This is a genomic window from Halorientalis persicus, assembly GCF_900110215.1.
GTDB lineage: Archaea > Halobacteriota > Halobacteria > Halobacteriales > Haloarculaceae > Halorientalis > Halorientalis persica.
The window spans coordinates 17,860-36,446 of sequence record NZ_FOCX01000032.1 but is presented as its reverse complement, the minus strand read 5'-3'; the positions used below and the strand labels follow the sequence as shown (position 1 = coordinate 36,446).

Genomic DNA, 18,587 nt, shown 5'->3' with positions numbered 1-18,587 from the left:
TCCGGGAAATAACGCTCATAGCCGGCGTTTACAACGTGGAGCAGGCAATTGAACGCTGAAACGCCGAAATTCGCCGGATTCAATTGAGCCGTTTGAACCGGAACTCGACGGTCGGCTGTTTGTCGGGGTCTTTGACCGTCTCGAAGAACTTCTCCATGGCCTCGTCGCGGTCCTCGGGGTGGGCGTAGTCGAAGATGTACTCGCCGACCATCTCGGCCGGTTCGTAGCCGAGGATGTGTTCCGCCGACGGCGAGAGGTACTCGAAGCGGGCGTCGGGGCTGATGATCGAGATGACGTCCGTCGAGTGTTCGATGAGTTTGCTGAACCGCTTCTGAGTCTGCTCGACGGCCTGTTTCGCGCGGTACTGGTCGACGAGGTTGACGATCCGGTTTGCCAGCACCGTGTACTGCCCCTCGTCGGGTTCCTTCTGGAGGTAGTCGGTGACGCCGGCCGAGATCGCCTTGCTCGCGATCTCCTCGCCGCCCTTGCCGGTAAAGAGGATGAACGGGAGATCGGGGTACTCCTTGCGGACGGCCTCAAGAAACTCCAGGCCGTCGGTCCGGGGCATCTCGTAGTCGCTGACGATACAGCTCACGTCGGCCTCCTGGAGGTACTCCAGGCCCGCCTCGGCGCTGGTCCGGGTGGTCACGTCGATGTCCCGGCGTTCGAGCATCGTCTTCGACAGCGACAGCATATCGGGGTCGTCGTCGACGTGGAGGATCGAGACCTGGCCGTGGCTCCCCTCGTCGGTCCCGTCGGTGGTGATCGCGGCGTCGGCCAGTGGCCCGGGTGAGAGCCCGGTCGAGGGATCCTCAGTCATGCGCCTCCAGTATCGCCTCGAAGTACGGCACCATCACGTCCATCGCCTGCTGCCAGTGCCGATCCGTGTGCATATCGTGTAGTTCGACCGCCAGTGCGTACCGGGCCGCTTCCGGTCCGAACCCGGACTGGCCGTATCGGGGCTTTTGCGGGTACTCCTCGTCGTGCATCGCCGCGCGGAGTTCGATCACCTGGGCCCGCTGGATCGGCGTCCAGTAGTCCCGGCCGGTCTTGTGATTGCGCCAGGCCGTCGTCGACAGTTCGGCGTAGCGAGGATCCATACCGACGATAGAGGCCCGTTCGCGGAACTTCTCGCGGACGGGCTCCCAGTCGGCAGCCGCGAGGTCGTCGTCGTCGATCTCGCCGTCGGCCATGTGATCGACCTCCACGTCGTCTTTGGCCCACAGCGCGTCGACGTAGGCCGTCGCCGCGTGTGTGGCGGTCTCGGGGTCGACGTGTTGAAACTGGAGCGCGTCGACGGTCCCGAACGCCTCGATGGCCTCGTCGCGCCGTTTCCGGTCGTGGGCCTGAAACCCCAGACAGATCTGTTCGGCCATGTGCTGGGCCGTCTCCTGCTCGGTCCAGTCCCGGGTCTCGGGATCACGCATCGGTTCTCACTCCGGATTCCCCCACCGTCCGTGACGGGCCGCGACGGCGTGGCGCTGTCGCGTCGAGACGATGACCGACAGCGCGGCCGGCCGAGAGCCCGACAGATTCGACCGTCGCTCCCGATTTCCGGACATTCGTGTACGATTGTCTCGTCGCTCCAACCATTAATATCTCGGCGTGTTTCGAAATTCGATTCGCCGAACTGTCCGTCGGGCCGGCAGGCTACCGGCCGTCGGCGTCGTCGCCACGGAGCGTCATACAAACGCTCTCCAGGCGGGCGATCAACTCGCCGTCGGGTCCGGTCACGTCACACTCGACCAGCCCGACCGTCCGGCCGTCGTGGGTGATCGTCGCCTCCGCGGTCAGGCGCTGGTCCCACACCGGCCGCAGGAACTTCACGTCGAGTTCCAGCGTCGTGAACGACTCCTCGGGGCCGAGTGCGCTCCCGTAGGCATAGCCCATCGCGGCGTCACCCAGATCACAGAGGACGCCGCCGTGGAGCGTCCCCATCGGATTGGCGTGTTCCGGCCCGGGCTGGAGGCTCAGCACCGCCCGTCCCGGCTCGGCATCTTCGAGTTCGAAGCCCAGCAGTTGTCCGATCGGCGGGCCGAAGTCGGCCAGTGCCGCCATCGTCGCGGCCTGTCCCTCGCCCTTCGGTGGCTCGCCGCCCTCGTCGGTGAACTGCGCGATCGATCGCTGTAACTCGGCGTGATCGGCCGCCAGCGTCTCCAGGGTCTCGGCCACGGCCTCCTCGTCGCCGCCCAGTCGCTCGTACACGTCCGCAGGCAGTGTCACCGTCGTCTCTCGTTCGTCCGTCATATCGTCCGGTTCACACCGGGGGGTGCTAAGCTGTGTGTTCGTGGGCGCACAGGGCAGCATGACGGTCGACCGCTGCCATCCGAGTGCGCTTCACTTCCGCCCCGGTACGCGAACGCTTAACCGGCGGTAGTGGGTATCCCGGGTAATGGCAGCGACCGACGAGGTCGGACACGTCGAGCACCCCCTGTTGACCGAGGGGTTGCTGGAAGACCGGCAGTACCAGGTCGAACTCGCCGAGGCCGCCGTCGCGGACCATACCCTGGTCTGTCTCCCGACGGGTCTGGGCAAGACCACGGTGAGCCTGCTGGTCACCGCCGACCGCCTCCACGAGGTCGGCGGGACGGCGCTCTTTCTCGCGCCGACCAAACCCCTCGTGACCCAGCACGCCGAGTTCTACCGCGAAGCCCTGGAGATTCCCGACGAGGAGATCGTCGTCTTCACCGGCGAGGTCAGGCCCGACGACCGATCCGACCTCTGGGACGACGCCCGCATCGTCATCGCCACCCCGCAGGTCGTCGAGAACGACCTCGTGGGCAACCGCATCTCCCTTGCCGACGTGACCCATCTGACCTTCGACGAGTGTCACCGCGCCAGCGGCGACTACGCCTACAACTACATCGCCGAGCGCTACCACGCCGACGCCGACGACCCGCTGGTGACGGCGATGAGTGCCTCCCCCGGCGGCGACGAGGAGGCGATCCTGCAGGTCTGTGAGAACCTCGGGCTCCGGGAGGTCGAGGTGATGACAGAGGACGACGCGGACGTGGCCGAGTACACCCACGAGACCGACCTCACCTGGAAACGCGTCGAGTTGCCCGAGGCAGTGATCGAGATTCGGGACGCGCTCAACGACGTGATCTCGGACCGGCTGGGGAAGCTCAAAGAGCTCGGGGTGACCAACAAGACCAGCCCGGACCTCTCGGAGAAGGAACTCGTCCGCATCCAGTCGAAACTCCGGGAGCTGATGAACAACGACCAGTCAGAGGGGTACGAGGGGATGAGCCTCCACGCCGAGATCCGGAAGCTCAACACCGCGGTCAACTACGTCGAAACCCAGAGCGTGGAGTCGCTCCGCAGATATTTCGAGCGGCTGAAACAGGCCGCCCGCGCCTCCGGGGCCTCCAAGGCCGACCAGCGGCTGGTCTCGGACCCGAAAGTCCGCGAGGCGATGCGCCGGGCCGAGGACTACGACGACCTCCACCCGAAGTTCAGGCAGGCCCGCATCCTGCTGGCCGAGACCCTCGGGCTCAACGACGGCGAGCGCGTCATCGTCTTCACCGAATCGCGGGACACCGCCGAGACGCTCGTCGAGTTCCTCGGCGACCACTTCGAGACCCGAAAGTTCGTCGGGCAAAGCGACACCGAGGGCAGCGACGGGATGACTCAGACCGAACAGCAGGAGACCCTGGACGCGTTCCGGGCCGGCGAGTTCGAGGTGCTGGTCTCGACCTCGGTCGCCGAGGAGGGGCTGGACGTGCCCGAGGTCGACCTCGTACTGTTCTACGAACCCGTCCCAACCGCGATCCGCTCGATCCAGCGGAAGGGCCGGACCGGTCGCCAGACCGAGGGGCGCGTGATCGTCCTGCTGGCCGAGGACACCCGCGACGAGGCCTACTTCTGGAAGTCCCGGAACGACGAGAAGCGCATGGAACAGGAGTTGCGCGATCTCAAGTCCGTCGCCGGGGAGATCGAGTCCGAACTCCACGGGACGAAACTCGACGACTACGCCGACGCCGGTAGCGAGACCGACACGTCCGCCGGTGGAGACGAAACCGAGGGGTCGAACGAAGACGGTGACACCGCAGTTGAAACGGAGCGCGGCGAGGGGAGTGATCGGGCGACAGCGGCACAGACGGCGGGCCAGTCCGGGCTCTCGGCCTTCGCCGCCGACGGGACGAACCGGTCGGCCGGCGGAGACGAAACGGGGGGGTCCGACGGGAGTGGCGACGCCGAAGCGTCGGCCGGCGGAGACGAAACGGGGGGGTCCGACGGGAGTGGCGACGCCGAAGCGTCGGCCGGCGGAGACGAAACGGAGGGGTCGGCGGGCGGTGACAGTGGCGGCGACGCCGACGAGGGCGTCGTCGCCGAGGCCGAACCCGACGGCGAGGCGGTCGAGATCGTGGCCGACCAGCGGGAACTGGACTCGACCATCGCGCGGGACCTCTCGACCCGCGACGGGATCGAGACGCGCCTGGAGACGCTGGCGGTCGGCGACTACGTTCTCTCGGATCGGGTCGTGGTCGAGCGGAAAACGGTGGGTGACTTTCTGGACACGCTCACCGGCGGGGACCGCTCGATGTTCGAGCAGGTCGGCGACGCCACCCGCCACTACGCCCGTCCGGTCGTGATCGTCGAGGGTTCGGACCTCTACGGCGAGCGCAACGTCCACCCCAACGCCGTCCGCGGGGCGCTGTCCTCGCTCGTCGTGGACTTCGGCGCGAGCGTCCTCCGGACCGACGACGAGGACGACACCGCCGACCTCATGGAAGTGATCGCCACCCGGGAGCAAGAGCAGGAGGATCGGGAGGTGAGCGTCCACGGCGAGAAACAGTCCAAGACGCTGGCCGAACAACAGGAGTACGTCGTCGCCGCTATCGCGGAGGTCGGCCCGGTCACCGCGCGGTCGCTGCTGGCTCACTTCGGGACCGTCGAGGCAGTCATGACCGCGAACGAGGACGACCTCCAAGAAGTCGAGGGCGTCGGTGCGGTGACCGCCGAGCGCATCCGGGAGATCGTCGGGAGCGACTACGAGGGGTAGGCGGCCACCTGGACCGCCCGGGGACGATGCCTACCGATCCGCTCGTTTGACGGCCGCGAGCGCGTCGGCGGCCTCCTCGACGGCCGCGAGATAGGCGCGCGTCCGTTCGAGGTCGTCGCTGGCCTCGGCCTGTCGGGTCAGCCGGACGATGGTCCCTTCGAGTGAGTCGCGTGCGCCCGCGAGCGCGCTCGACCCACCTCCGCCGGACGGCGTCGGGTCCGGCGCAGTGGCCTGTGCGGTGTTCGCGGACTGGCCCTCCGTTTCGACTGCGTCCGCGACCGACGGGTCGATGCTCGTGGTCCAGTCCGCCGGGGAGGTGTCCGTGGTCGACGGAGCGGGTCCGGCGTCGGCGTGTCCGTCGGCCGCCCCCGCAGTGGCGGTGCCACCGGCGTCGACTCGCCCGTTTCCGGATGCTCGGGGCGTCTCGGCGTCGCTCGTGGTGTCTGGCTCGGGCGTGCTGGCGGGCTCGGTTTCGCCACCGGCCGTGTCGGCGGTCGCACCGTCGGCGGACTGCGTATCGGCGGCTGGGGTGTCCGCGGGTTGGTCGGCGTCGGCTGGCTGCTCGGCGTCACCCTGCTGGTCGTCGGCCTCGCTGACGACCTCCTGGCAGGTCGAACAGAACTCCTGGCCCTCGTAGCGGAAGATGGGGTCGCCACAGGTGCCACAGTGGGCGTTGGTCATCGTCGCGCCCTTCAGGAGGAGGTCGCTCATGCGCTCGGTCGCTTCGCGATCGTCCTCGTCGCGCCCGTACTTCTCGCGCAACTTCTCGCGTTCGGCTTCCTTGTCGAAGTCGCTCATACACGGGTAGAGACGGTCGGGCCGAAAATGGCTTGCGGGGCGTAGCTGAGAAGTGGAGCCGGACGCCGCGACGACACGTCGGCAGTGACGCGCGGACCAAAAAGAAGAGTTTAATTCGCCGGGGCTGGGATTTCAAGCCGATATGACGAAAGTTAGCATAGTGGGCGCGGCGGGTACGGTCGGTGCCGCAGCGGGGTACAACATCGCCCTGCGCGACATCGCGGACGAACTCGTCTACGTCGACATCCCGGACCAGGAGGACGTCACCATCGGGCAGGCAGCGGACACGAACCACGGGGTGGCCTACGACTCCAACACGGCGATCCGGCAGGGGACCTACGAGGACACTGCCGGCTCCGACGTGGTCGTCATCACGGCGGGCCTGCCACGCTCGCCGGGCCAGACCCGGATCGATCTGGCCGACGACAACGCCCCGATCATGGACGATATCATCAGCCAGCTCGAGGACCACTCCGAGGACTTCGTCTCGATCACCACCTCGAACCCCGTCGACCTGCTGAACCGCCACCAGTACGAGGTCGGCGACCGCGACCGCCATCAGGTGATCGGCTTCGGCGGTCGACTCGACTCCGCCCGGTTCCGCTACGTCCTCTCGGAGCGCTTCGACGAACCCGTCGGGAACGTCGAGGCCACGATCCTCGGCGAACACGGCGACGCGCAGGTCCCCGTGTTCTCGAAGGTCCGTGTCAACGGCACCGACCCCGAGTTCAGCGAGGACGAACAGGAACAGATCCTCGAAGAGCTCCAGGAGAGCGCCATGGACGTCATCGAGCGCAAGGGCGCGACCGAGTGGGGTCCCGCCACCGGCGTCGCACACATGGTCGAGGCCATCCTTCACGACACCGGCGAGGTCCTGCCCGCCTCGATCAAGCTCGACGGCGAGTACGGCTACGAGGACACCGCCTTCGGCGTGCCCTGCAAGCTCGGCGCGAACGGCGTCGAGGAGGTCGTCGACTGGGACCTGACCGCCCACGAGGAGGAACTGCTCGACGAGGCCGCCGACAAGCTCTCCGAGCAGTACGAGAAGATCGCCTGATCCGCCGGCACCGGGGAAACAGCGGCCCCGGTTCCCTCGAACTCGATTTCTTTCGACTCCGGTCGCCAGTCGTGACTTCGACGAACCGTCCGCTGCCCGCTCGTCGTGTCTATTACTTCCCGATCAGTAGTCGGTCCCGACGCCCGCGTCGTCGCGATACCGCATCTCCACTGACTCCTCGTCACCGCCCGCACGGACGAGTTCGTCGATAGCCGAGTCCCCGACATCTTCTCCCACGAGCGCGGCCCACTCGTCGATGTGGGAGTGGTCGCTGTGTGGCATGGTCCTCAGGGGAGTCAATACTCGGCCATTTGTATAACCGTTGCGGCGCTCCCGGACGAATCGAGGAACTCGGACCGGACCGAGCCGAATCGGGTTACGGTGTCTCGGTCACTCGCCGACACCGCCGAGCCTCGCGGCCAGTCGGTACAGCAGGTAGATGGCGACGCCGAACAGGACCAGTTCGATGAGGTACAGTTCGACGAGTTCGAGCGTGGAGAGTTCGGTCAGCAGTACCGCCTCGGTGAACTGGAGGAACGCGAGGGCAAAGCCGATGAAAAGCGCCGGGAGAAAGAGTATCACGACCCCCAGAAGGACGGTAGTGAACTGACCGAGGTCGTCGGAACTGTCCATCGACGACGTGAGCTGCCGTCGGAAGCGTCAAAAAGCCACGGTCCGGCCGGCGGCGAGGTCGGGCTGGTGGTCTGGAGACGGCGAGCGCGTCGAGAGGCGGGAGCTCAATCGTGCCAGTTCTCGGGCACCTGGATCGTGTACCGCCCGTCTTCCTGCAGGGCGATGATGTACTCCTCGCGGTCGTACAGCTCCATCAGGTTGAGTTCGTACTGGCCGGGGCTGAGGACCTTGATGCTCTCGAACTGGTCGTTGAGTTCCTCCCGGAGTTCGCTGAGGTCCGGGCGGTCCTCGCTGGGTTCGCTGGCGACGCGACCGCCGGCATCGCCGGCCGGGTCGGGCGTGGCGCTCGGACCGGTCGCGTCGGATTCGACGTTCTCGGTCGCTGTCGTGTCGTCGGTCGCAGGTGTCTCGGTGCCCGTGGGCGAGTCACTGCCCGCAGGGATCTCGTCGGGGTTGACGACTTCGCTCCGGGCGTCGGCCTGTGCCGCGTCCTCCCGGGACGCAGGGGCGTCGGCCGGCGTTCGGTCCGGCGCCGGAGCCGGCTCCGACGGGATGGAGTCGGCCGGGGCAGGGTCCCGGCTCGACGGATCGTCGTCGGGCGCGCCTGCGGACTGTGACCCCGAACTGCCGACCAGGTCGCGGACGGTCGCGGCCGCGTTCCCGACGGTGCGGGCCACGGAGCTATCGGGTGTCGGTGGGTCCGGTGGCTCGGCGGACGGCTCCGGTTCCGCGGGCACGTCCTCGGTCGAGGCGTGGAACTGGAACTTGTTCCCGCCACAGTCGGGACAGCCCGACAGCATCTCCTTGGAGCCGTCGTCGAACACCTGGCCACAGTTCGTACACTGGTGGGGCATTATTTCCGTGAGACCAGGGCGCTGATCAGCGTCTCGTCCTTGTGGAGCGTCTCGATCTGGTTGGCCGGCCCGATAACGGTCAGCTTCTTCGTCTCGTTGTTGCCCATCAGGCGATTGAGCAGGCCCGAGTCCGTGCTCCCGGACTGGGGATAGGTCTCGATCTCGATCCCGTTGAACTCGTCGGGACTGATCTCGGTCATCGTGACCTCGATGAGCCGTGACTCCTCGTCGGGCGAGAGTCCCTCCTCGAGGATGACGATGTTCCCCTCGTGGACGCCGTCGAGGATCATCCGGATCTTCTCCATCGAGGTCATGTTCTCCATGCGCTCGCCGCTGATGAGGTCGATCTGTACGCCGTCGTCGCCGTCGCCGGCTTTTTTGACTTCAGGCATCCGTTATCACCCGAAGTACTCCGCGATCTTGTCGTAGACCTCGTCCATGTTGTCGCCCTCCAGCGCCGACAGCGGCAGCGTCTCGTGCTGTGGGAAGGCGTTCTCGATGCGACGGACGTTCGAGTCCTCGAGGTCGGTCTTGTTCGCGAGGATCAGGACGGGGAGGTCCTGACTCTCGATGATGCCAACGAGCATGGTGTTCACCTGCGTGAACGGGTCTTCCGTCGAGTCCAGCACGTAGAGAACGCCGTCGACGTCCTCGCGGAGCCAGTGCATGGCCTCGGCGACGCCCTCGGTAGCCTCTCGGGAGCGCCGGACGGCGTCGTCTTTCTCCATGTCGTGTTCGAGGAACTCGGTGTAGTCGACCTTCGTCGTCACACCGGGCGTGTCGACCACGTCGATGGTGACCGACTTGCCGTTGCGCTCGATCTCGACGTTCTCCTTCCTGCGTGCGCGGCGTGTTTCGTGTGGAATGTGACTCTCCGGGCCGATAGCGTCACCTGTCCAGTCGCGAGCGATGCGGTTCGCCAGCGTCGTCTTCCCGGCGTTTGGTGGACCGTAGATACCGATTCGCTTCGGGTCCTGCGCCGAGAACAACGACGAAATACTGTCTCGGATGTCCGTGATCAGTCCCATCCTGGGCCTCCCGCTCTCTCCGTGAGAGAGCTTCTGCGGGTACTTCCCGACCGAATTTACTTAAGTGTACGTCAGACATACATAAATATTCCGATAGTATCCGGTGGAACGGTTTTCGGTCCGTGCGAGCGTATCCGGACGAAACAGGGAGACGGGACGGGGACGGCCGAGAGAAGACGGGATGGACGCAGGAGGATGCCCGTAACGGAGCAGAGGGAGTGGGACAGGGACCGATCGGAGTAGACACCCGGAGTGACGGGTCGGTCGGATGGCAGCGGGGAACAGCCGGGACGAAAAGCGCGGCACAGACAGGGCCGACTGGATGGACCCGAAACGATGGGCGGTGGTGTCGATGAGAGGGATCCACACGGTAGTCGACACCACGATTCGAGCGGGAAACCGGACGGGACCGGCCGGAACGGCAGCCCCCCACCCCTTCGTTTCAGGTGGAACGTCAGGAACGACGGGGCGGGGGTGAGAACCGGATCGCAGTCGGGAACGCAGGGTACCACACGGGAGCGCGCCTCTAGTCCTGGTTTCCGCTAGTCTAGCGGTTTTCCCTAGGACTAGCCACACAACATACTAGCTCCACTAGAAGAACAGGTGTTTCGAAGTTCTACGGGTTTGGTTTTTGTAGTGGTAACTTAACCGTTTCCCTCTCTAGACAGGGGGGTCCCCCCACCCCTTCCCGCGCCGTTCCACCCGAAACGAAGGGGTGGGGGGGTTCCCACCCACCCCATCCTTTCCTGTCGAACCCCTCTTGCCCTCTCACTTTCTCCGTCGGTTTTCGATCGCGATGCAGTTCGGTCCACTCCCCAGTCGTGGTTCGTCTCCAACCAGCGTCCCGGTGCGAATCACTCACTTGACTATCCCAGCCCGGACGTTTCCCGTCGAACCGTCCCACTCCCTCGCCCCCGAACCCCTTCCCTTCGTGTCCGGACCGCGTCGACCCCCGATCCCATCGCTCCGGCCATACGTGTTCTACCGTTTGTACACACATGACATGGAATGAACACACATGGCATGGAACGTTCTCGATCGGCCTAACGCGCGCCCACAATCAATAACGCCGCCACGGCTGGGCCGGGATCGGTCGGAGACGTTCACTCAGCCTGGCCACCGTCACGTTTCGGCTACCGATCCCGACCACGGCAGGGCTGGTTCACTCCGCTTCACCCGAAACCGGGGTGTTTCCCGACTCGTCACACTCGTGTCGCTCTCGCCAGGCGTCGAGACCGGCGACTATCCGGTCTGATACCGTCCGCAATAGACCCATACTGTGACCGCCCGAGCCCTCAACGATCGAAATATTTAATAGGTCGTCAACCACGGGTTCTTGTGGTTCAACTGGACGTCCCCGAAGCGCCCGATTTCCGCGGAGAACGGATCTTCGTCGACTCATGGGCTGTTTCTGGGACGCAAGGTGTCTCTCTCCACCCGAAACAGAGGGGTACGTTTATGACAGGAAGCGGGAACGAATCCGACGGACCGGACACGGGAGCGGGGAAGCCAGACGGGCGAGACGCGTCCGGTGAGCAGGCACCGCTCGACGACACGGGCGGCGAGAGCCGACCCAGTGTCGACGTCGAGGCGGCCGACGCCGACTCGTCGCTGGACGATGTGGTGCTCGACGATGTCGACGAGGACGAGGACCTCGACGAGGCCTCGCGTGGGCTGTTCGACGACCTGCTCAGCGGCGCACCGATCTTCGAGAACAAGGAAGTGTTGCGCCCGTCGTACACGCCGCGGGAGCTTCCCCACCGACAGGAACAGATCAACAACATGGCGACGATCCTCGTCTCCGCGCTCCGGGGCGATACGCCCTCGAACATCCTCATCTACGGGAAGACCGGGACCGGCAAGACCGCGAGCGCGAAGTTCGTCAGCGAGGAACTCGAAACCACCTCACAGAAGTACGAAGTCCCCTGTGAGGTCCAGTACATCAACTGTGAGGTCACCGACACTCAGTACCGGGTCCTCGCACAGCTGGCCAACAAGTTCATCGACAAGAACCGCGAGGTGATCGACGACCGTATCGCCGAACTGGAAGGGCTCCGCGAACGGGCCGAAGACAACCCCTCCGTGCTCGAATCGACTGACGGGAGCGCACTCGAAACCGGGGTATCGGTGGGGTCGGGGTCCGGTATCGACGCAGTCGACACGCTCGACGAACTGGACGCCCTGATCGAGGACCTGGACGACGACCGCGCGGAGTTCGAGGAGGTCCCCATGACCGGGTGGCCGACCGACCGCGTGTACAACAGCTTCTTCGAGGCCGTCGACTACCACGAGCGCGTGGTCGTCATCATGCTCGACGAGATCGACAAACTCGTCGAGAAGAGCGGCGACGACACGCTCTATAACCTCTCGCGGATGAACTCCGAACTCGACAACTCGCGGGTGTCGATCATGGGGATCAGCAACGACCTGAAGTTCACCGACTTCCTCGACCCCCGCGTCAAGTCGAGTCTCGGCGAGGAGGAGATCGTCTTCCCGCCGTACGACGCCAACCAGCTCCGGGACATCCTCCAGCACCGCGCCGACGACGCCTTCGAGGAGGGTGCGCTGTCGGACGACGTGATCCCGCTGTGTGCGGCCTTCGCCGCACAGGAACACGGGGACGCACGCCGCGCGCTCGACCTCCTGCGGACGGCGGGCGAACTCGCCGAGCGCGGCCAGACCGAACGCGTCGAGGAGGACCACGTCCGGCGCGCCCAGGAGAAGATCGAACTCGACCGGGTGGTCGAGGTCGTCCGTACCCTGCCCACGCAGTCGAAACTGGTCCTGTTCGCCATCATCCTGCTCGAAAAGAACGGCGTCCACAACATCAACACGGGCGAAGTGTACAACATCTACAAGCGGCTCTGTGAGGAGATCGACGCCGACACGCTCACCCAGCGCCGCGTGACCGACCTCATTTCGGAACTGGATATGCTGGGCATCGTCAACGCCGTCGTCGTCTCCAAGGGCCGCTACGGCCGCACGAAGGAGATCAGCCTCTCGGTACCCATCGACGAGACCGAGGCGGTCCTGCTCAGCGACTCACGCCTCGGCGACATCGAGGATGTCCAGCCGTTCGTGCAGGCCCGCTTCGACAACTGAGCGGCGAGAGAACGAGTTTTCAGGTCGCCGCGGTGACGGCGTCGGTGGTCCCGACCGGACCCGTCTGGAAGTTGAGGCGGAGCCAGCCCAGCCCGGGCATCCGGAATTCGGCGGTGCCGATCACCCACTCGGGCCTGACGGGTCTGGAGACGCCCTGCACCTGATCGTACTGCTTGTTCGACCGGGGATTGTCACCACGGGTGATGAACGCGTCGTGTTCCGCGGGACAGTGCTTGAGGTCGGCACACGAGTCCACGTCCTTCGGCAGGTGTTCGGGGTCGGCCCTGTCGTACCAGTTCTCGCCTTCCTCGACGTAGAACTGGGCGCGGTGTATCACTGGTGTCCGCCGGTCGTTTCCGTTCGGTTCGTAGACGATCACGTCCCCGGGACGGTCGAACTTCCGGAAGTCGCTCTCGTTGCTGCTGTAGACGGTGGCGACGCCGGTGCTCGCGACGGCCCGATCGCTGGGGAAGCGGTCTTCTTCCATCACGAACACGAGGTCCCCGACGCCGATGTTCGGTTGCATACTCCCGCTCTCGATGGCGACCATGGGCGGCCAGACGCCACTGATTGCGAACAGCAAGACGCCGATACCGACGACGGCCAGGACGCTCGTGGCGAAATCGTCGAGGAACGACCCGGCGCGCTCGTCAGTGGTCGGGGGATTCGGCCCCCGCTGTCCCCCCTCGTCGCTACGCTCGGTCATTGCTACCCGGTTGTGCCGAACCACGCTTCAACTTTCTGCCTCTCGATGATTGCCGGCGGGTATCGGGTCCGATACGCTTTAGCTTCGCCACCCGTTCTGTGGATCCGTGCCGCTGGAGACGCCCGCCCGCATCGTCAACGAACTCGCCCAGCGCGGGTACAACGCCGACCGCGAGGCCGTCACCGTGCTCGCGAACGCCGACGACCCGGCCCGCGCGATCGAGCGCGCCCTGGACGCCGCCCCCGACGACGCGATCAAGCTCTCGGCCGACCACGTCGAATCGGCCCTGGCCGAGTCCGAGCCCTCCGAGCCGTCGACCGCCGCGACGACCGCGGGCGACTCCGCAACCGAAACGACGGGCTCCGACCACGGAGGCTCCGGGAACCCCGCCGGATCGGGTGCGACGACCGCCGCCACCACGGAGACGGACCCCTCCGCTTCGAGTGGAACGGACCCCACCACGTCCACCGAATCCGGTGATGCCGTTCCACCTGAAACGGAGGGGTCTGCGGACGCGGCGGCTGCCACGGACGCGCCGGGCGGCTCGGGAGTGGCAACGGACGCCACAGGGGGGACCGACCGCCGGACGACGACCGAGCCGGTGGCGACCGGCGAGCGGTCAATCGACACCGATCTGCACGACGTCGAGATCGAGGGGGACATGACCGGCCAGTCGACGGGGACCGGCGAGTACAGCGACTTCGTGGCCGTGTTTCGCGACCGCTACGAACGGCTCAGTCGGCAGTTGCGCGGTCGGATCAACCATCGTCCGACGAACACGCTCTCCTCGATGGCCGGCGGAAGCGAGGCGGCCATCGTGGGGATGGTCTCGGACATCCGCTCGACGGCCAGCGGGCACTGGCTGATCGAACTCGAGGACACGAACGGGGTCTACCCCTGTCTCGTGATGAAAGACCGGGACACCGCCGAGCAGGTCGAGGAGTTGCTCCACGACGAGGTGATCGCCGTCGAGGGGACCCTCTCGGACGACAACAGCGACGGCGACGGCATCCTGTTCGTCGACGACCTCTACTTCCCGGAGATCCCCCGGACCCACCAGCCCTCGACGGCCGACCGCGAGGTCAGCGCAGCCCTCGTCAGCGACGTGCACGTCGGCAGTCAGGAGTTCATGGCCGACGCCTGGTCGCGCTTCGCCGACTGGCTCCACACCGAGGAGGCCGACGCCGTCGAGTACCTGCTGATCGCGGGCGACATGGTCGAGGGCGTCGGCGTCTACCCCGATCAGGACGAGGAACTGGACATCGTGGACATCTACGACCAGTACCGGGCGTTCTCGGAGTTTCTGAAGGAGGTACCGGGCGATATGGAGATCGTCATGATTCCGGGCAACCACGACGCCGTCCGCCTCGCGGAGCCCCAACCCGGATTCGACGAGGAACTCCGGGACATCATGTCGGCCCACGACTGCCGGATCACCTCCAACCCCTCGACGGTCACCGTCGAGGGCGTCTCCGTCCTGATGTACCACGGCGTCTCGCTGGACGAGGTGATCGCCGAGTTGCCCGACGAGAAGGCCAACTACGACGAACCGCACAAGGCGATGTACCAGCTCCTGAAGAAACGCCACGTCGCGCCCCAGTTCGGCGGCCACACGCGGCTGGCTCCCGAGGAGCGGGATTATCTCGTGATCGAGGAGACGCCGGACGTGTTCCACGCCGGCCACGTCCACAAGTTCGGCTACGGCAAGTACCACAACGTCCTCACGATCAACTCGGGCTGCTGGCAGGAACAGACCGCCTTCCAGGAGAGCGTCAACATCGACCCCGACACCGCGATGGCCCCCATCGTCGACCTCGATACGCTCGACCTGACGATCCGGAAGTTCGCCTGAGAACGGCCGATCCGGTCGCAGTCACCCGTCCAGTCGGTACTTGACCGTCGGTGTGCCCTCGAAGAGGGGGCCCGATCCGACGCGAGTGAAGCCGGCGTCGGCGGCGGCGGACTGGACCACCTCGTCGGGTTCGGGGACGAGCAACTCGACGGACATTCCCTCGCCACGAGCGAACCGGACGGGCTCTTCGAGCAGGCGGTCACAGACCGCGGGTTCACCCTCCAGTTGTGTGACGTGGATGGTCTTCGCGCGGGCATCGTAGCTGACGAAGCCGACGATATCGTCGTCGCGTTCGGCCACCCGGACCGTCCGGTCGTGGACGAGGTTGCGCATCACGTCGCTCGGGGCGTCGGTCAGTTCCGACAGCCGGCCGGCGTCGGCCTCCACGGCGTCACGGACGTCCATGTTCGTGCATGGCGCTCTCGGGGGAAAATAGTTGCTCCGCCCCGCGCGTCGAAACCGGGCGCTGGACCCGTCCTCGTCGCTAATGAACACAGTTATCCCGGGGGCTGGTCAACGCCTGCTTATGAGCAACGCACGCACGCCAGTGGCGGTGATCGTATGCGCGTAGTCGCGAAGTTCGGCGGGACGAGTCTGGGGAACGGTGACCGGGTCAACCGCGCCGCGGACTCGATCACGGCCGCGGTCGAGGCCGGCCACGAGGTCGCCGTCGTCGCCAGCGCGATGGGGTCGACGACGGACTTCCTGCTCGACGAGATCCAGTACGAGGCCGACGAGGCCGACCGAGCGGAAATCGTCAGCATGGGTGAGCGCACCTCCGTCCGAATGCTGAAGGGCGCGCTCTCCTCGCGGGGCGTCAACGCCGTCTTCCTCGAACCGGGCAGTGACGACTGGCCGGTCATCACCGACGAACACGGTGAGGTCGACGTGGCCGAGACCACCCGCCGCGCGAAGGCCCTGGCCGAGCAGATGCACAACGACGACGTCGTCCCCGTAATCACGGGCTTTCTCGCCGAGGACCACGCCGGCAACGTGACGACGCTGGGCCGCGGTGGCTCCGATACCAGCGCCGTCATGCTCGGGAAGTACATGGACGCCGACGAGGTCGTCATCGTCACCGACGTGGAAGGCGTCATGACCGGCGATCCCCGCGTCGTCGAGGGCGCACGCAACGTCGGCGAGATCACCGTCGACGAACTCCGTAACCTCTCTTTCCGCGGTGCCGAGGTCGTCGCCCCGAGCGCCCTGACCTACAAGGGCGAGGACATGAGCGTCCGGGTCGTCCACTACCAGCACGGCGACATCATGACCGGCGGGACCTCCATCGAGGGACAGTTCGAGAACCTCATCGATATGCAGGAGGACAAACTGTCCTGTCTGACCGTGGCCGGCCGCGCGGTCCGGAACGAACCGGGCATCCTCTCGAAGTTGTCGACGGCGCTGTCCGACGCCGGCATCAACATCGACGCCGTCTCCTCGGGGATGGACTCGATCACGTTCTACATCGACGAGGAACACGCCGAGGAAGCCGAGACGCTGCTGCACGACGAGGTCGTCGAGTCCGGCACCCTCTCGTCGGTCACCGTCGACGACCCCTACGCCGTCATCCGGGTCACCGGCGGCGAACTCCAGACCGAACCCGGCATCGTCAACCGGATCGTCGCCCCCCTCGCGGACGAGCACATCAACGTGCAGGACGTGATCACCAGCGCCACCTCCGTCGCCGTCTTCGTCGACTGGGAGAACGGTGAAGCGGCGCTGTCCCACATCCAGACCGTCTTCGACGACTGACCGGCCCGTCACAATTCCTGTCCGGTCGTTTGTCACTCGTATTGACACCAAAAGACATTCGTATCCGCTGGATAGTTTCTCGGGTATCCGCCCTGAACGAAACGTGCAATCGGGTGGGACGAACAGATGACCACGACACGACAGCACGCGGCCGCCCTGGCCCTCTGTGCGCTCGCGCTCGCGAGCGTCGCGGTAGTCGCCACGGCACCGGCCGCGGCACAGACCGACGACGGCGTATCGAACACGACCGACGCGACGAACGCGACCGGGGAACTGTCCCTGGACGCCTCGTTCGCGGCCTCGACGTGGCCCTCCAGCGACGTGACGATCTCCGAGACGTACAATCCACTGACGCTGACCGCCAACCGGTCCAACTACACCGTGACGGTGCAGAGCGAAGCACTCGATTCCTCCACGCTCGCGGACGTGTTCGCGGACGAACTGGCGACCGACGACCCGGCCGTCGCCGACTTCGGTGAGACCGAGGGCGGCGTGTTTCGGATGCGCGTGCTGGACCGGAACGCGACGATCCTGGCGAACTTCACGACCGCCGTGACCCAGCCCTACGCCTTCGAGTTCGAGGCGGGGAACGCGACCGCGACCGCGACGACCGAGATCGTCCGCTGTGAGTGTGTCGGCGCTGGCTTCCTCGATCGGGGCAGCGAGGGCGCGACGTTCACGACCGGGCAGTCGGGTGTCGTCACGCTCCCCATCGGCCTCAAACACGTCGATACGGCGACAGTCACCATCGACGGCGACGACGTGGACATCACCGCGACCGTCGTGGACGGGAACGACGACGACCGCGTCACGCTCGCGGCGAACACGCACCTGCTGGCCCGCAACGCGCCGTTCGACGACCACGCGCTCCCGTACTGGACCGAGCGCGGCCTGTGGGTCACCGACGATGCGGACCGCGTCGAGTCGGTCGACGTCGACGAAGCCCCGGGCGGTGACTACCCCCTCCCCGTCGGCGAGTACGACCTGACGATCAGCGCCGACGACGAGACGCTCGCGACCTCGGAGCTGACGGTCACGGACCCCTCGATCGCGGGCGTCGATGCCCGCGTCGGGCCCGCCGACACGCTCGCGAACGCGACGGCCGCCAGCCTGCGAACCGCCGCCGCGGACGGGACGCTCGCCGCCGACGAGGCCGTCTCGAACGGCTCGGCGCTGGTCTACGAAATCGAGAGTGCGAGCCTGTTCGGCCCGCTCTGGACCGCGGCGAGCGGGGACGAGAGCCAGGACCGCTTCGCGCAAGCCTTCCTCGATACCGTCACCGACCGGAACGACTCCGCGATCCCCGGTGACGTGGTGACCGTCGACATCGCCGGCCCGTCGGACGCACGCGTCGACCTCCTGAACACGTCCCGCGACGGCGGGCTGGTCGTCGCGCCCGACCGGGCCAACGCCACGCTGTACGTCGGCGTCCGGACGGATCGGCTCGCCGTCGCCAACGGCACGGCCCTGGGCAGTGGCGAGACGTTCACGGCCAGCGTCGGCGTCTACGATCGGACCGCCAGCGAGGCAGTGCAGTTCGCCGACGGGGCGGACGACGAGTCCGGGACCCCGGCGCCACCGTCCCCGGAACCGCCCGCCACGCCGGAGCGGGGGACCAGTCCGTCCCCGGACGCAGGTGACACCCCGTCGCCCGAAACCGCGGCACCCCCTGCCGACGATCCGACCGAGCAGTCACCCGACGCGACGACTGCCACCGGTCCCGGCTTCGGCGTCGCCGCTGTCGTGGCCGCCCTGCTGGCCGTGAGTTCGCTCGCAGTCGGCCGCCGCCGGGACTGAGAC

General features: G+C 66.3%; 18 protein-coding genes. 6 read left to right on the top strand and 12 right to left on the bottom strand.

Going from position 1 to position 18,587, the window contains the following annotated elements:
- Window positions 1-79: 79 nt before the first annotated feature.
- The 4 genes from BMX17_RS21090 to BMX17_RS21080 all read right to left on the bottom strand — a co-directional run bounded on the left by BMX17_RS21090 (window position 80) and on the right by BMX17_RS21080 (window position 2,247).
- Entirely contained in the window at window positions 80-820 is a 741-nt protein-coding gene (locus BMX17_RS21090; protein ID WP_092663799.1) for a response regulator, read from the bottom strand.
- Window positions 813-1,427 carry a hypothetical protein gene (locus tag BMX17_RS21085; RefSeq protein WP_092663797.1) on the bottom strand — a complete coding sequence of 205 codons (615 nt, stop codon included), beginning with the start codon at window positions 1,425-1,427 and terminating at the stop codon, window positions 813-815. The genes BMX17_RS21090 and BMX17_RS21085 overlap by 8 nt, the downstream gene beginning before the upstream one ends.
- A 6-nt stretch (window positions 1,428-1,433) precedes the next feature.
- Window positions 1,434-1,562: a hypothetical protein gene (locus BMX17_RS27375; RefSeq protein WP_280141427.1), complete on the bottom strand. Its 129-nt coding sequence runs from the start codon at window positions 1,560-1,562 to the stop codon at window positions 1,434-1,436.
- Window positions 1,563-1,650: 88 nt separating this feature from the next.
- Complete coding sequence (locus BMX17_RS21080; protein ID WP_170845508.1) at window positions 1,651-2,247, bottom strand: PaaI family thioesterase; 597 nt, start codon at window positions 2,245-2,247, stop codon at window positions 1,651-1,653.
- A gap of 145 nt (window positions 2,248-2,392) precedes the next feature.
- Here BMX17_RS21080 and BMX17_RS21075 point away from each other — a divergent pair, with 145 nt between their 5' ends.
- Complete coding sequence (locus tag BMX17_RS21075) at window positions 2,393-5,005, top strand: DEAD/DEAH box helicase (RefSeq protein WP_092663793.1); 2,613 nt, start codon at window positions 2,393-2,395, stop codon at window positions 5,003-5,005.
- 30 nt (window positions 5,006-5,035) lie between these two features.
- On the opposite strand, the gene BMX17_RS21070 is transcribed toward BMX17_RS21075, so the two are convergent.
- Entirely contained in the window at window positions 5,036-5,803 is a 768-nt protein-coding gene (locus BMX17_RS21070) for an Sjogren's syndrome/scleroderma autoantigen 1 family protein (RefSeq protein WP_092663791.1), read from the bottom strand.
- Between the two features lie 142 nt (window positions 5,804-5,945).
- Here BMX17_RS21070 and mdh point away from each other — a divergent pair, with 142 nt between their 5' ends.
- Entirely contained in the window at window positions 5,946-6,860 is a 915-nt protein-coding gene (mdh, locus tag BMX17_RS21065; RefSeq protein WP_092663788.1) for a malate dehydrogenase, read from the top strand.
- 123 nt (window positions 6,861-6,983) lie between these two features.
- Here the strand turns inward: mdh and BMX17_RS26430 are convergent, their stop codons facing one another.
- From BMX17_RS26430 to BMX17_RS21045, 5 genes are all read right to left on the bottom strand, one after another.
- Window positions 6,984-7,142, bottom strand: coding sequence for a hypothetical protein (locus BMX17_RS26430; protein WP_170845507.1), 159 nt, complete (start codon window positions 7,140-7,142; stop codon window positions 6,984-6,986).
- Window positions 7,143-7,250: 108 nt separating this feature from the next.
- Window positions 7,251-7,493: a hypothetical protein gene (locus BMX17_RS21060; protein ID WP_092663786.1), complete on the bottom strand. Its 243-nt coding sequence runs from the start codon at window positions 7,491-7,493 to the stop codon at window positions 7,251-7,253.
- Window positions 7,494-7,597: 104 nt separating this feature from the next.
- Window positions 7,598-8,347, bottom strand: coding sequence for an OapC/ArvC family zinc-ribbon domain-containing protein (locus BMX17_RS21055; protein ID WP_092663784.1), 750 nt, complete (start codon window positions 8,345-8,347; stop codon window positions 7,598-7,600).
- A complete protein-coding gene (locus BMX17_RS21050) occupies window positions 8,347-8,739 on the bottom strand; it encodes a DUF2073 domain-containing protein (protein ID WP_092663782.1) in 393 nt (130 codons plus the stop codon). Before BMX17_RS21050 ends, BMX17_RS21055 begins: the two co-directional genes overlap by 1 nt.
- A gap of 6 nt (window positions 8,740-8,745) precedes the next feature.
- Window positions 8,746-9,375, bottom strand: coding sequence for an Era-like GTP-binding protein (locus BMX17_RS21045; RefSeq protein WP_092663780.1), 630 nt, complete (start codon window positions 9,373-9,375; stop codon window positions 8,746-8,748).
- Between the two features lie 1,458 nt (window positions 9,376-10,833).
- Here BMX17_RS21045 and BMX17_RS21040 point away from each other — a divergent pair.
- Window positions 10,834-12,477 carry a Cdc6/Cdc18 family protein gene (locus tag BMX17_RS21040; RefSeq protein WP_092663777.1) on the top strand — a complete coding sequence of 548 codons (1,644 nt, stop codon included), beginning with the start codon at window positions 10,834-10,836 and terminating at the stop codon, window positions 12,475-12,477.
- 19 nt (window positions 12,478-12,496) lie between these two features.
- On the opposite strand, the gene BMX17_RS21035 is transcribed toward BMX17_RS21040, so the two are convergent.
- The gene (locus tag BMX17_RS21035; protein WP_092663775.1) at window positions 12,497-13,183 is read right to left on the bottom strand and encodes a S26 family signal peptidase; all 687 of its coding nucleotides are present in this window, start codon (window positions 13,181-13,183) and stop codon (window positions 12,497-12,499) included.
- 106 nt (window positions 13,184-13,289) lie between these two features.
- On the opposite strand from BMX17_RS21035, the gene BMX17_RS21030 reads away from it, so the two are divergent.
- The gene (locus BMX17_RS21030; protein WP_092663773.1) at window positions 13,290-15,035 is read left to right on the top strand and encodes a DNA-directed DNA polymerase II small subunit; all 1,746 of its coding nucleotides are present in this window, start codon (window positions 13,290-13,292) and stop codon (window positions 15,033-15,035) included.
- 21 nt (window positions 15,036-15,056) lie between these two features.
- Here BMX17_RS21030 and BMX17_RS21025 read toward each other — a convergent pair whose 3' ends face one another.
- A complete protein-coding gene (locus tag BMX17_RS21025) occupies window positions 15,057-15,440 on the bottom strand; it encodes a hypothetical protein (protein ID WP_092663771.1) in 384 nt (127 codons plus the stop codon).
- Window positions 15,441-15,596: 156 nt separating this feature from the next.
- Here BMX17_RS21025 and BMX17_RS21020 point away from each other — a divergent pair, with 156 nt between their 5' ends.
- Window positions 15,597-16,787 (top strand): aspartate kinase, encoded by a 1,191-nt coding sequence (locus tag BMX17_RS21020; RefSeq protein WP_092663769.1) that lies wholly within the window; start codon window positions 15,597-15,599, stop codon window positions 16,785-16,787.
- A gap of 126 nt (window positions 16,788-16,913) precedes the next feature.
- A complete protein-coding gene (locus BMX17_RS21015) occupies window positions 16,914-18,584 on the top strand; it encodes a hypothetical protein (protein WP_092663767.1) in 1,671 nt (556 codons plus the stop codon).
- Window positions 18,585-18,587: the final 3 nt, after the last annotated feature.

Bases quoted from the DNA above. Each gene is read 5' to 3' on its own strand.
- BMX17_RS21055 (WP_092663784.1), bottom strand. From the start codon at position 8,347: ATGCCCCACCAGTGTACGAACTGTGGCCAGGTGTTCGACGACGGCTCC.
- BMX17_RS21040 (WP_092663777.1), top strand. From the start codon at position 10,834: ATGACAGGAAGCGGGAACGAATCCGACGGACCGGACACGGGAGCGGGG.
- BMX17_RS21085 (WP_092663797.1), bottom strand. From the start codon at position 1,427: ATGCGTGATCCCGAGACCCGGGACTGGACCGAGCAGGAGACGGCCCAG.
- BMX17_RS21025 (WP_092663771.1), bottom strand. From the start codon at position 15,440: ATGGACGTCCGTGACGCCGTGGAGGCCGACGCCGGCCGGCTGTCGGAA.
- BMX17_RS21070 (WP_092663791.1), bottom strand. From the start codon at position 5,803: ATGAGCGACTTCGACAAGGAAGCCGAACGCGAGAAGTTGCGCGAGAAG.
- BMX17_RS21015 (WP_092663767.1), top strand. From the start codon at position 16,914: ATGACCACGACACGACAGCACGCGGCCGCCCTGGCCCTCTGTGCGCTC.
- BMX17_RS26430 (WP_170845507.1), bottom strand. From the start codon at position 7,142: ATGCCACACAGCGACCACTCCCACATCGACGAGTGGGCCGCGCTCGTG.
- BMX17_RS21060 (WP_092663786.1), bottom strand. From the start codon at position 7,493: ATGGACAGTTCCGACGACCTCGGTCAGTTCACTACCGTCCTTCTGGGG.
- BMX17_RS21050 (WP_092663782.1), bottom strand. From the start codon at position 8,739: ATGCCTGAAGTCAAAAAAGCCGGCGACGGCGACGACGGCGTACAGATC.
- BMX17_RS21020 (WP_092663769.1), top strand. From the start codon at position 15,597: ATGCGCGTAGTCGCGAAGTTCGGCGGGACGAGTCTGGGGAACGGTGAC.
- BMX17_RS27375 (WP_280141427.1), bottom strand. From the start codon at position 1,562: ATGTCCGGAAATCGGGAGCGACGGTCGAATCTGTCGGGCTCTCGGCCG.
- BMX17_RS21045 (WP_092663780.1), bottom strand. From the start codon at position 9,375: ATGGGACTGATCACGGACATCCGAGACAGTATTTCGTCGTTGTTCTCG.
- mdh (WP_092663788.1), top strand. From the start codon at position 5,946: ATGACGAAAGTTAGCATAGTGGGCGCGGCGGGTACGGTCGGTGCCGCA.
- BMX17_RS21075 (WP_092663793.1), top strand. From the start codon at position 2,393: ATGGCAGCGACCGACGAGGTCGGACACGTCGAGCACCCCCTGTTGACC.
- BMX17_RS21035 (WP_092663775.1), bottom strand. From the start codon at position 13,183: ATGACCGAGCGTAGCGACGAGGGGGGACAGCGGGGGCCGAATCCCCCG.
- BMX17_RS21080 (WP_170845508.1), bottom strand. From the start codon at position 2,247: ATGACGGACGAACGAGAGACGACGGTGACACTGCCTGCGGACGTGTAC.
- BMX17_RS21090 (WP_092663799.1), bottom strand. From the start codon at position 820: ATGACTGAGGATCCCTCGACCGGGCTCTCACCCGGGCCACTGGCCGAC.